Origin of the sequence: Heyndrickxia camelliae, assembly GCF_002844575.1 — a bacterium.
Lineage (GTDB): Bacteria > Bacillota > Bacilli > Bacillales > Bacillaceae_C > Margalitia > Margalitia camelliae.
On sequence record NZ_PIQO01000013.1, the window covers coordinates 99,090 to 112,188 of the forward strand.

At 41.5% G+C, this 13,099-nt stretch carries 14 protein-coding genes; all 14 read left to right on the plus strand.

What is annotated here, in order from left to right; genetic code table 11:
* The first annotated feature begins 32 nt into the window (after positions 1–32).
* The 14 genes from CWO92_RS16195 (at position 33) to CWO92_RS16260 (ending at position 13,087) form a co-directional block, all read left to right on the plus strand.
* Positions 33–617, plus strand: coding sequence for a hypothetical protein (locus tag CWO92_RS16195; protein WP_101355249.1), 585 nt, complete (start codon positions 33–35; stop codon positions 615–617).
* Positions 617–3,085, plus strand: a complete 2,469-nt coding sequence (locus CWO92_RS16200; protein WP_101355250.1) for a glycosyl hydrolase family 18 protein — start codon at positions 617–619, stop codon at positions 3,083–3,085. Before CWO92_RS16195 ends, CWO92_RS16200 begins: the two co-directional genes overlap by 1 nt.
* A 60-nt stretch (positions 3,086–3,145) precedes the next feature.
* Positions 3,146–3,553: a phage holin family protein gene (locus CWO92_RS16205; RefSeq protein ID WP_101355251.1), complete on the plus strand. Its 408-nt coding sequence runs from the start codon at positions 3,146–3,148 to the stop codon at positions 3,551–3,553.
* A gap of 2 nt (positions 3,554–3,555) precedes the next feature.
* The gene (locus tag CWO92_RS16210) at positions 3,556–4,494 is read left to right on the plus strand and encodes a GH25 family lysozyme (RefSeq protein ID WP_101355252.1); all 939 of its coding nucleotides are present in this window, start codon (positions 3,556–3,558) and stop codon (positions 4,492–4,494) included.
* 139 nt (positions 4,495–4,633) lie between these two features.
* Entirely contained in the window at positions 4,634–4,852 is a 219-nt protein-coding gene (locus CWO92_RS16215) for a hypothetical protein (RefSeq protein ID WP_101355253.1), read from the plus strand.
* Positions 4,827–5,144: an rRNA biogenesis protein rrp5 gene (locus CWO92_RS16220; protein ID WP_101355254.1), complete on the plus strand. Its 318-nt coding sequence runs from the start codon at positions 4,827–4,829 to the stop codon at positions 5,142–5,144. The genes CWO92_RS16215 and CWO92_RS16220 overlap by 26 nt, the downstream gene beginning before the upstream one ends.
* Positions 5,137–6,273, plus strand: a complete 1,137-nt coding sequence (locus CWO92_RS16225) for a DUF2800 domain-containing protein (protein WP_101355255.1) — start codon at positions 5,137–5,139, stop codon at positions 6,271–6,273. Before CWO92_RS16220 ends, CWO92_RS16225 begins: the two co-directional genes overlap by 8 nt.
* 5 nt (positions 6,274–6,278) lie before the next feature.
* Positions 6,279–6,830, plus strand: a complete 552-nt coding sequence (locus tag CWO92_RS16230; protein ID WP_101355256.1) for a DUF2815 family protein — start codon at positions 6,279–6,281, stop codon at positions 6,828–6,830.
* Between the two features lie 73 nt (positions 6,831–6,903).
* The gene (locus tag CWO92_RS16235; protein WP_101355291.1) at positions 6,904–8,844 is read left to right on the plus strand and encodes a DNA polymerase; all 1,941 of its coding nucleotides are present in this window, start codon (positions 6,904–6,906) and stop codon (positions 8,842–8,844) included.
* 55 nt (positions 8,845–8,899) lie between these two features.
* Entirely contained in the window at positions 8,900–9,115 is a 216-nt protein-coding gene (locus CWO92_RS16240) for an SHOCT domain-containing protein (RefSeq protein ID WP_067632657.1), read from the plus strand.
* 61 nt (positions 9,116–9,176) lie between these two features.
* Positions 9,177–10,739: a recombinase family protein gene (locus tag CWO92_RS16245; protein ID WP_101355257.1), complete on the plus strand. Its 1,563-nt coding sequence runs from the start codon at positions 9,177–9,179 to the stop codon at positions 10,737–10,739.
* Positions 10,740–11,156, plus strand: coding sequence for a hypothetical protein (locus tag CWO92_RS16250; protein WP_061106162.1), 417 nt, complete (start codon positions 10,740–10,742; stop codon positions 11,154–11,156).
* A gap of 1 nt (position 11,157) precedes the next feature.
* Entirely contained in the window at positions 11,158–12,720 is a 1,563-nt protein-coding gene (locus CWO92_RS16255) for a recombinase family protein (protein ID WP_437177559.1), read from the plus strand.
* Between the two features lie 142 nt (positions 12,721–12,862).
* Positions 12,863–13,087 (plus strand): helix-turn-helix domain-containing protein, encoded by a 225-nt coding sequence (locus CWO92_RS16260; RefSeq protein WP_000205227.1) that lies wholly within the window; start codon positions 12,863–12,865, stop codon positions 13,085–13,087.
* Positions 13,088–13,099 lie beyond the last annotated feature (12 nt).

Below are 13,099 nucleotides of genomic sequence, written 5' to 3' on the forward strand. Positions count from 1 at the left end.
AGGTCATCCCTGTGAAATAAGGTGGACGTTAGATGGCTAAGGTTAATTTTATAAGGTTGGCAGAAGTCATAAATAAAAAACAAGATAAGCGTGTCATGAGTGTAAGCATAAAACCTACCCTCTATGATTGCACTGGCATGATTTGGTTTACGGACATCCAGTTACAAGAAGGACCTGTTCTAAATGGTTATGCGCCTCATACAGAAAGTAGGTTAGAAAAACTAAAGGAAGATGGCAGTATCAAGAATCCTGTTTGGTTTAACGGTGTGGTCCGTTCAGAGGAAACCATTATTTTATTTAATGTTGGTGAAACCTCTGCAGGACTTGATATTCATATCTATCCAAAGCTTTCTATGTCTGCTGGAACAGTGAAACTAAGCCAAGGTATAGGAGGGCAACAGGTCTCCTTCCCTGGAACCATTGGAAAAGATGTTGATTTGGCGCTCCTAGCATCTACACGAGCATGTACCAAAAACGGAGCAAGCGAACCCAAAGAGGGGTTCTATCAATACAGTGCTGCCTGGGACTCAAAGCACAAAGTGACCCTTGAAAAAGGGAAATCTGCAAGGGTGCTGTTTACCATGCAGGAAATGCAAGACGGAGGTGAACCATTCTAATGGAACGACTAAAAGGCAAGAAAATCATGGTGTGGACTTTTATGGGAAATGCACGGATGTATGAAGCTTTAGAGAAATATGGAGACCGGATTGATACCATCGGTCTTTTTTCTTTTAAGGTACGAGCTACGGGTGAAATTGTTGAGAGTGGTGTCACCATCAGTAGTATGCTCCCCTACATTAACCGTTATCGTCACATCAAATGGTTACTGACCATTGCCAATGATGGTGCAAACAGTATTTTCAGAGCATTGAGAGACAACACAAATGGTGCTCTGGAACTGTTTCTATCCGAGCTTATTCGTATTATGAAAAAGTATCCTTGGTGCGATGGTATTGATATTGACCTAGAAAGGGGCGATGACTATTCCACTCATGCTGAGTCAACCGCCATGTTTAAAAATATTTACAACACTATCAAAGCCTATGATTCAAGCAAACTGATGAACATTTGCCTGCCGGGAATGACCAGTGTCAATGGCTCTGTCGGTGGTGAGAACTGGTGCGTCTATGGTGACCTAGACCCTTATTGCGATACCGCATCAATTATGAGTTATGGTATGGCTTGGTCAGGTTCTGCACCGGGACCTGTATCTCCAAGGAGCTGGCTTGAAGGGATTTATGATTATGCCGTTACAGTGATGAATCCCGATAAGATTTTCTTTGGGATGCCTGCTTATGGATGGAACTGGCAAATTTATGACACACCAGAAAACCTAGGTAAAGCCTATAGGGGAACGTCTCATACCTACTATGCAGCAAAATACTGGATGACAGGAGTATATAATTTCACAGACGATGCGCCTCCTCAACCGTTTATTCCCATCGTGGCTTACTGGGATGATGAGAATAAAGTGCCCTGGGCATTGCCGCATGTCTACGATTATATGGAAGGAAGAGATGCCACTCGCTATAGCTATCCACTCTTATCTGCAAGCTACAATGGCAGACAGTATCTGACAGCCTATGGCAAACAACAAAAGTTAGCCTTTGGAACTGTTTATGTAGATCATGATGCCATGCCGGATAGTTATTCTGGTGTTGTTTCTGTTTCTAATAGCGTCACAACACTGGGGGATGAAGGTGCGGCAACCTATCATTTTACGCTTGCTCAGGCAGGTACTTATGATGTAGCAGTAAAGCTAGGCTTTCCATTTTGGGATAAGAATAATATTCATATCTCCCTTGATGGAAATGAAGTAGATTTTTCTGAAAACAGACTGTGGTGGCCTTATTGGAGAACGACTTTCTGGGCGGTGCTTAAAAAAGGAGTGAGCCTTTCTGCAGGAACACACACCATCACCATTTCGCTTGGGGCAAAGGGTGTACAGTTTTATGGATTTAGAGTCTGTTCTTCATTTTCTGAGGAGCCAACAGTTGGTGAAGCAGAATATACCCTAGCTCCTAGACATTTCAAGGATGTAAATGGTGATATGGTAGGACCTGCAAATGGTTTTAAGTTGACGCTTGAAATGCTTAGAAGAAAAGCAGATTCTGCCCTTGTGTGGTATGAGGATTTTAGAGATGATAACCCTCTCCCCCAAAGCTACTGGACAACATTATCAGGCGAATGGAGTGTTTGGCAAGATACAAGCAGTTCGATGAATAGACCCTATTCCCAACTGGAGGGTAAGGGGCAGTTAGCATGGAACTACAACAATTTTTCAGATATCCATTTAAGGGCGCAGATTATTTTTCCTGAGACCTTTAGTGGCAAGGCAGGTGTTTTTATTGGAACGATTTATTGTTGCTTTAATTATGATAGCCAGCGTATTGAACTGTATGAAGGTTCTACTTTAAAAGGTAGTTATGCCACCAGCTTTTCAAAAACATCGGCCGCAAACATTCGATCGAATCCAAGCTTTTACACTCTAGAAATTCGAAAGCGTGGCAATCAAGTGCGGGTCTATTCCTCTGCATCTAATACACTGCGCTTTACAGCCACTTGCTCGGATGTGACAGGGTATGCAGGTATTCGTTCGGATAATAAAGTCCATTGCCAGTTGCTTCGCTTAGGCGATGCTTGGACCTATGAGCCTTATGAACGCTTTGACGTGCTTATGCCCGATGGAACATTTAAAACTTATGGTCGGCTATCAAGAAGTAACTGTTCTTGGGATGATGAGTTTCAAGTGTTTACTTTAACAGCAGACCTTGAGGAATCAGCCACAAGAAGTGAAAGCATCTCCCTAGATTATGATTTTTTTCATTCAGATATGATGCCGTCCATTCAGTGCGGAAATGACTACAGTGTCACCATCATTCCAAGGGATATCAACATCTGGATATCTCGTCTTTTCTTAGGTGATGGTGACGGATTTTCCATTCTTTATTATCAAGATGTAGATAGTCTTGTGTACTGGGCAAATGAAGCAGCTTATCGGTGGAAACTTCGAGGCATGTGTATGTGGTCACTAGGGCAGGAGGATTTAAGGCTCTGGGAGTGGCTACCAAAGCAAATAGAGTAATCAAAGGAACATCTGCAAAAGTAGGTGTTCTTTTTATTTCAACAAAAGGAGGATTTTTAAATGAAAGAAATATGGAACTGGATCCAAGTTGTGATAACAGCAATCGGTGGATTCTTCGGATGGTTTTTAGGAGGAGCAGACGGATTTTTATATGCGCTACTAGTCTTTGTAGTCATCGACTATCTAACAGGTGTCTTATGTGCAATTGCTGATAGGTCTTTATCAAGCGAAGTGGGATTTATCGGAATCAGCCGTAAAGTGCTGATTTTTGTTTTAGTGGGTGTAGCCAATATTTTAGACGTTTATGTGATTGGTGATGGGAGCGTACTAAGAACAGCGATTGTTTTCTTCTACTTATCGAATGAGGGGATTTCGCTGTTAGAAAATTCAGCTCACCTTGGACTACCTATCCCAGAAAAACTAAAAGATGTATTAAAGCAGCTCCATAAAAAGAACGAGGAGGAATAATCATGAAAACTAAAGGAATTGATATTAGTACTTGGCAAAAACCAAGTCAGATTAACTATGACCAACTTGCAAAAGAAGTTGATTTTGTCATCCTTCGAGCAGGATATACGGGCCACGGTACAGGAGTAAGTTTGCACAAGGATGATGCCTTTGAACAACACTACAAAGCCTTTCACGAGAGAGGTATTCCTATCGGTGTTTACTGGTACAGCTGTGCGAATACTAATGCCAAAGGCGTAGCAGAAGCGAAGAAATGCCTTGAAATTATCAAAGGCAAGACCATCTCTTATCCCGTTTTTATTGATACAGAGGATAATTATCACCAGCGACCAAGTGGCAAGAAAGCTATTACCGATGCTTTAGTAGGCTTTTGTGAAACCATAGAAAATGCTGGCTATTATGCCGGTATCTATGCGTCTAGTTCTTGGTTTCAAGATTTAACAGAACTGGATCGTCTAGCACCTTATGATTTCTGGGTCGCTCAGTGGTCTAATAAAGAACCGACACTTCGTCATGGTATCTGGCAGTACTCAAGCAAAGGTAAACTAAGTGGTTACTCAGGAAACTTAGACATGAACTATGCCTATAAAGATTACAAAGCGATTATCAAAAGTGCAGGGCTTAATCATCTTGGCAAAGAAGAAAATGCACCTGCTCCTACAGAAAAGAAATCGGTCGAGCTGCTGGCCAAGGAAGTCATTCAAGGGTTATGGGGTAATGGCGAAGAACGAAAGAAACGTTTAACGGATGTAGGCTATGATTATGCGGCGGTGCAATCAAAGGTCAATGAAATGCTATCTAGTAAAAAGTCTATTGATGCCATCGCAAAGGAAGTCATTCGTGGCGATTGGGGTAACGGACAAGATCGAAAAAACAAACTTACAAATGCCGGTTATGACTATATTTCGGTACAAAAAAGGGTCAATGAACTCTTGAAATAAGAACTAATAAGATTTCCTATCAAGGAGTATTTCTCTTTGGTAGGCATTCTTTTTTTCTAAACCGTCAGATTCTATCATCTCCCGTGGCTACTAGGTAGAGGGCAAGAAATAAATCGCCCTTTGGAAAGAGGTGATGGATATGAAACACAATCTAAGAATCAGTGTTTCTAAGAAACCACAGACAGGCGGACTTGTTAACTACCGTAATGTGTCCGTAAGGGAACGAATTCTTCGCTTTCTTTTAGGGAGTAAACAGCGTGTAACGATTGTGATCCCTGGAGATAGCATCGAGGAACTCTCTATCTGTGAAATGACGAAAGGAGGAACTGACCTTGAGCAAAATAAAGCTACTGCTTGAAGTGGTCAATGATATGCGAAGTCTTGCTGACAGCATACAGGCAGTTTGCGATGCGATGACAGAAGGAGATCCTGCTCCAGGTGCAAAAGCTGCCACTGAACAAGAACCAGTAAAAGAGCCGGATATCCCACTGGAAAAAGTACGTATGGTACTTGCTGAAAAGAGCCAGATTGGGTTTACTGCCGAAGTGCGAGGACTCATTCAGAAGTATGGTGCAGACAAGTTAAGTGCTGTTGATAAGGCGTATTATTCTGACATCTTGAAAGATGCGGAGGGTCTTGGGAATGGGTAATCATGCAATATTATCTGCATCCTCATCCCACAGGTGGCTTAACTGCCTACCCTCTGCAAGACTTGAACTGGAGTTTGAAGACCAAAGTGGTGAGTCAGCAAAAGAAGGCACAGCGGCTCATGACCTGTGTGAACACAAACTAAAAAAGGCACTTCATATGAGAAGTCAGCGACCTATCTCTGAGTATAACTCTGATGAGATGGAGGAATGTACAGATGCTTACGTGGACTTTGTTATGGAGCAGGTGGAACTTGCAAGAAAGTCTTGCACAGATCCTATCGTTCTTATTGAACAGCATCTTGATTTTTCATGCTATGTGCCAGACGGCTTTGGAACAGGAGACTGTGTAATCCTTTCAGATGACAGACTTCATATCGTGGATTTTAAATATGGACTGGGTGTGCTAGTCGATGCAGTGGACAATCCACAGATGAAACTCTATGCCCTCGGAGCACTTGGAATCTATGATCACCTGTATGACATCAAAGAAGTGTCTATGACCATCTTTCAGCCAAGACGAGAGAATGTCAGCACCTGGACAATACCGGTGGAAGAACTAAAAGATTGGGCGGAAGAGGAGCTAAAACCAAGGGCGGTCAAGGCCTTTAACGGTGAGGGCGAATACATCCCTGGTCCATGGTGTACCTTCTGTAAAGCGGCAAATAGGTGTCGGGCTAGAGCCGAAGTAAAACTGAAACTTGCAGAGAAAGAATTCAAGATGCCACCTCTGCTGACGGATGCTGAAATAGAAGAAATCTTACTTTTTCTTCCCGACCTTACCAAGTGGGCGAATGAAATAACAGCCTATGCCACTGATGCAGCAGTCAATCACGGTAAAGAGTGGAATGGTTTTAAAGTTGTGGAAGGTCGCTCGGTTCGCAAGTACAAAGATGAAGGAGCCATTGCAGAAAAAGCCGTGGCAGGTGGATATAAGGACATTTACAGAAAGAGCCTTATTCCACTGACAGAGATGCAAAAACTGATGGGTAAATCCAAATTTGAGGAACTCCTCGGTGACCTCATTTACAAACCACCGGGTAAGCCGACTCTTGTTCCAAACTCAGATAAAAGACCGGCAATGAACGTAGCAGATGCTAAAAACGAATTTAACGAAATTATGGAGGATTAAATATTATGGCAAATATACAAAACAAAACAAAAGTTATCACAGGTGTAAACTCAAGATTTTCTTACTTCCACGGCTGGGAGCCAGTATCCATCAATGGTGGTGCAGAAAAATACAGCGTATCCGTACTTATTCCAAAGGATGACAAGGAAACCATTAATGCTATCCATGCAGCAGTTGATGCTGCCATTGAGGAAGGTATCGCAAAGTTTGGTGGTAAGAAACCAAATAAGGCAGCCATTAAACTACCGCTGCGTGATGGTGATGTAGAGCGTGATGATGAGGCTTATAAAGGCCATTACTTCATCAATGCGAATAGCAAGACAGCGCCACAGATTGTAGATAAAAGTGTTAAGCCGATACTGGATCGTAGCGAGGTATACAGCGGTTGTTATGGCAGGGTTTCTCTTAACTTCTATGCTTTCAACTCAAATGGTAATAAAGGTGTAGCTTGTGGTCTTGGTAATATTCAAAAAATTAGAGACGGAGAACCTCTAGGCGGTAAGACTTCTGCAGTAGATGATTTTACGACTCTTGTCGATGATGACTTCCTTGCCTAATAGAAACAATAAACTTGACGGTGGTGGAGGTCTTCCCTCTGCCACCTTTTTTCATTTAGGAAAGGTGGTAGCTATGAAGAACTTAGAAATTGATATCGAAACCTATTCATCTACCAATTTACAAAAGAGTGGTGTTTATCGTTACGTAGAAGCAGATGATTTTGAGGTGATGCTGTTTGGTTATGCGGTTGACGGTGATGAAGTTAAGGTCATCGATTTGATGAATGGAGAAAAGATTCCAAAAGAAATCCTAGATGCCTTAACCGATGAAACCATTACGAAGTGGGCATTTAATGCTCAGTTTGAGCGAGTCTGTCTTTCACGTTATTTGGGCTACCCCACTGGAACTTATCTAAATCCTTCCTCATGGAAATGTTCCATGGTTTGGTCTGCCTATATGGGACTTCCTCTTTCTTTAGAAGGTGTAGGTGCAGTGCTAGGACTTGAGAAGCAAAAGCTGACGGAGGGTAAAGACCTGATACGATATTTTTGTCTTCCATGTGCTCCGACTAAAACAAATGGTGGTAGGACCCGTAACCTACCCACTGATGAAATCGATAAGTGGCAAAAGTTCAAAGCATATAACAAGCGTGATGTGGAGGCAGAAATCCAGATACAACAAAGATTGATCAAGTTTCCAGTGCCAGAGGACATCTGGGATGAGTATCATCTCGACCAAGAAATTAACGATCGAGGCATAAAGGTTGATATGGATTTTGTTAAGCAGGCCATCGCTATGGATGACATCTCTCATGAAAAACTACTAACCGCCATGCAGCAGATAACACATCTCGAAAACCCAAACTCCGTACAACAGATGAAAGGCTGGCTTTCAGATAACGGTCTAGAGATGGAGACACTCGGGAAAAAGGCTGTCGCTGAGAAACTTGAGGAAACAGATGGTGAACTAAATGAAGTTCTTTCACTTCGTCAGCAACTGGCAAAATCCTCGGTAAAGAAATATACAGCAATGGAAAATGCTGTATGTGCAGATTCTCGCGCCAGGGGAATGTTTCAGTTTTATGGAGCTAACAGAACCGGTCGCTTTGCCGGTAGGCTTGTGCAATTGCAAAATCTCCCTCAGAACCATATGCCAGATTTAAAAGAGGCGCGAACTATTGTCAGAAATGGTGATGTTGAAACACTAGAACTGCTCTATGAAGATATACCCGATACACTCTCACAACTAATTCGTACAGCCTTTGTACCAAAAGAAGGTCATAAGTTTATTGTGGCTGACTTTTCAGCCATTGAGGCTCGTGTGCTTTCATGGCTTGCAGGTGAGACATGGCGAACGGATGTATTTGCTAGTGGTGGCGATATCTACTGTGCATCTGCCTCACAGATGTTTGGTGTTTCCGTTGAAAAGCATGGTGTGAACGGTCACTTGAGACAGAAGGGTAAAATTGCTGAATTGGCACTTGGCTATGGTGGTTCTGTTGGTGCGCTAAAAGCCATGGGTGCATTAGAGATGGGGCTTGAAGAGGAAGAATTAAAACCGCTTGTGAATGCCTGGAGAATGTCTAATCCCAACATCACACAGTTCTGGTGGGATGTAGATCGAGCGGCTAAACAATGCGTGAAGGAAAACAAATCACAAGAAACCCATGGCATCGAGTTTCATTGTTTTAGTGGCATGCTTTTTATCGTTCTTCCCTCTGGCAGAAGGCTTGCCTATGTAAAACCTCGAATTGGTGAGAATCAGTTTGGTGGTGAGTCTGTTACCTATGAAGGAGTAGGTGGAACAAAGAAATGGGAGCGTCTTGAAAGTTACGGTCCTAAGTTTGTAGAGAATATTGTTCAAGCCATCTCCCGTGATATTTTAATGTATTCAATGAAGATGCTTAGTACTTATCGTATTGTGGCTCATGTCCATGATGAAGTCATTATTGAAGCCAATACTCAAATAGCGGTTACTGAAGTATGTAAACAGATGAGTCAAGTGCCACCTTGGGCAAAAGGGCTGCTCCTTGATGCCGATGGCTATGAATGTGACTTTTATCAAAAAGATTAAAGAAATCATCAGATTTCACCTCCTGCCATGGCTACTAGGTAGGAGGTGTTTTTCTATGAACATTTATGAAGTAAAAGATGGTTGTCCGTTAAAGGGTAAGACCGAGCAGATGACAGAGGAAGAATTACAAAAGGAATATGATTTTCACATAGCGGAGAGCATTGTCGCAAACCTATATAAAGAAGGCAAAATCACAGCGGATGAATTACACAAAATATCAGCCTTGAACAGGCAGAAATTCTCTCCCCGTTTAGCCGAGATTATGTTCTAAAAAGCTTGCTATTAATAGCTTTTAGAGTGATGTATGTAATGGGCGAAAGCGAGGTGAGATGATGAAAAAGATAACAAAAATAGATGAACTGCCCCAGGGACAACTACCTAATACGAAACTTAGGGTTGCCGCCTATGCCAGGGTATCAACCGATAGTGATGAACAGCTTGAAAGCCTTAAAGCACAGCGTGAACACTATGAGCGCTATATTAAGTCTAATCCAGAATGGGTATTTGCTGGTCTTTATTATGACGAAGGGATCTCCGGCACCAAGGTGGAGAAACGGACTGAACTGCTCCGTATGATACGAGATTGTAAGCAAGGTCGGATTGATTTTATTATCACCAAATCAATCAGCCGCTTTGCTCGTAATACAGTAGATTGTCTAGAGTTAGTAAGAAAACTGATTGATATCGGTGTTTATATTTATTTTGAAAAAGAGAATCTAAATACGGGTGATATGGAAAGTGAACTGATGCTTTCTATTCTTTCAGGGTTTGCTGCAGAAGAGTCTGCATCTATTTCACAAAACTCAACATGGTCCATTCAAAAGAGATTTCAAAATGGCAGTTATGTCGGTACTCCACCCTACGGCTACACCAATACAGATGGTGAAATGGTAATCGTCCCAGAAGAAGCAGAAATCATCAAACGTATTTTTACTGAGTGCCTTTCAGGGAAAGGTGGAGGTACTATAGCAAGAGGTTTGAACAAAGACAAAATCCCTGCAAGTAGAGGTAATCACTGGAGTGCAGGCACGGTGATAGACATGCTTCGAAACGAAAAATATATGGGTGATGTCCTACTGCAAAAGACTTACACCGATAGTAACTACAACCGCCATCCAAACACAGGGGAAAAAGACCAATACTACTACAAGGATAATCATGAACCTATTATAAGTAGAGAAGACTTTGCTAAGGCACAAGATCTCATTGATGAAAGAGCCAAGATGAAGTGTAAGGGCGTGAAAAAGAACGTTTATCTTAATCGATATGCTTTAAGTGGCAAGATTGTCTGTGGAGAGTGTGGTCGCAATTTTAGGAGAAAGACAAACTACTCAGCTGGTAGGAGTTACATTGCTTGGAGTTGCATCGGTCATATCGAAGACAAAGAGAGTTGCTCCATGTTGTTCTTGCGAGATGGGGAAATCAAAGCCACCTTTACCACCATGATGAATAAGCTTGCTTTCAGTAACAAGCTAATCCTAGAGCCACTTTTCAAATCAATTAGCCAAATCGATGAAGAAAGCGACCGTGAAAGAATGGATGCTATTGATAAGCGAATGGAGCAACTCATGGAAGAACGCAACACCCTTATTACACTGATGGCCAAAGGTTTCCTGGAGCCAGCTCTTTTTAATCAGGAACGTAATGTCTTGGATAGTGAGATAAAAAATCTTACAACTGAAAAAACAAACCTGGTAACGAACTCTACGAGTGGGGTTTTACGAGCAAACGATATAAAGGACCTCATTGATTACGTGTCAGCAGATAATTTTAATGGTGACTACACGGAAGAACTATTTGAAGAATTTGTAGAGAACATCATTGTAAATTCCAGGGATGAGCTGACATTCAATTTGAAATGCGGTCTTTCCCTGAAAGAAAAGGTGGTGAGATAAATGGCATATATTCCATATGGATACAAAATTCAAGATGGAGTGGTTACTGTCGATGAAAAGGCAGCAGGTCAAGTAAAGGTATTCTTTGAGAAATACATATCAGGACTATCCCTTACAGTGGCTGGCGAACAGGCAGGTATTGATAAGACACATTCTGTGATGGGTCGCATTTTGAAAAACGTCAACTACCTTGGAAATGATACGTATCCAGCAATTATTGATAAAGAGATATTTGATAAAGCTGAAGAAGTTAGAGATAAGCGTGCAAAGGATTTAGGACGAGTGGTAGAGCTTGCCGCTTTCACCTCTCCCCCTCCCAAAGAACGATTCAAAATGAAAAAGGCAGATAATAAGATGCCAGTGGATCCTTTTGAACGAGCAGAATACTTATACAGTCTGATAGAAAGCGAGGAATAAAGTGACAGAGAAAAATATAATGGTTATTCCTGCTCGTAAAAGAGTAGGAAGTACAGCTGCAAAAGAAAAGATAAAGAAACTTCGTGTTGCTGCCTATTGCCGTGTTTCTACAGAAACAGAAGAACAGAATTCTAGCTATGAGGTTCAGGTCGCACACTATACAGAGTTTATAAAAAAGAATAATGAGTGGGAGTTTGCCGGTATTTTTGCAGATGATGGTATCTCCGGTACGAACACCAAAAAGCGTGACGAATTTAATCGTATGATTGTAGAGTGTATGGACGGCAACATCGACATGGTTATTACAAAATCCATCAGCCGATTTGCACGTAACACCTTAGACTGCCTTCAATACATTAGACAGCTCAAGGATAAGAACATATCCGTCTATTTTGAAAAAGAGAACATCAATACCATGGATGCCAAAGGTGAGGTTTTACTAACCATTATGGCATCTTTGGCACAACAGGAAAGCCAGAGCCTTTCTCAAAACGTTAAGCTTGGGCTACAGTACCGATACCAACAAGGAAAGGTGCAGGTCAATCATAAGCGATTTATGGGCTACACCAAAGATGAAGATGGAAATTTAATCATTGTTCCCGAAGAAGCTGAGATTATCAAACGCATCTACCGAGAATACCTTGAAGGTCAGAGTCTAGTGGGTATTGGTCGAGGTCTTGAAAAAGATGGTATTTTAACAGCAGCTGGAAAACCAAGATGGCGACCAGAATCAGTTAAGAAGCTACTTCAAAACGAAAAATACATCGGAGATGCCCTTCTGCAAAAGACTGTCACAGTAGATTTTCTAACCAAGAAACGAGTTAAGAATGAAGGTCATCTTCCCCAGTATTATGTTGAAAATAGCCATGAGGCGATTATTCCTAAAGAGTTATTTTTGCAGGTGCAAGAAGAAATTCATCGAAGAAGCAATATCTACACAGGAGAAGGCAAGAACAAACGAATTTATAGTAGTAAGTACGCATTAAGTGCCATCACCTTCTGTGGAGATTGTGGCGATATTTATAGACGGGTCTATTGGAATATCCACGGAAGAAAAGAATTTGTCTGGCGATGCGTGACTAGAATTGAGCAGGGTCCTGAGGTATGTAAGAACCGAACCGTAAAAGAAGATGAACTTTATGGTGCAGTAATGACTGCGATTAATAAGCTACTTGCAGGTGGGAACAATATGATAAAGACACTGGAAGAGAATATTCATGCTGTGATTGGCGAAACCACAGAATACCAAATTTCAGAGATTAACAACTCACTAGAGGAAAAACAAAAAGAACTCATCAAGCTGGCTAATAAGGGGCAAGACTATGAACATCTAGCAGATGAGATTGATGAGCTGAGAGACAAGCGACAGACCCTTTTAGTAGAAGATGCCTCCCTCAATAGCGAGAACGAGCGAATCGATGAACTGATTGAGTTTATCCGCAAGAACAAATTCCGCACTCTAGAATATGACGATAAGCTTGTAAGGAAGATAATCCAGAACGTTACAGTCTATGAAGACCACTTCGTCATATCCTTTAAATCAGGCATCGAAATGGAAATATGAAAACCAGAAATAAATAGCCCATGACTCTACAGTAGAGTTGTGGGTTTTCTTTTGCTTGCTGATTATAATAATATTTTAATAACTATTGTGTTTATCAACCAAATGGTTTATAATATTCTTAGCGTAAACTTGGAGGTGCTGTATGACTACGGCAGAAATGATTAAAGAACTGTGTGAGCAAATGAATATAAGTGTTTCCGAACTTGCTAGACGTATTGGCCAGACTCCACAGAATTTCAATAAAAAATTACAACGAGAAACAGTAACCTTGGATGAGTTGAAGGCCATTGCTGATGTGCTAGGTGTCAAGTTTGTGCAGGCATTTATTTTACCAGATGGAGAAGAAATAAAAATATCTAACGAATAAAGGAGGATGTTT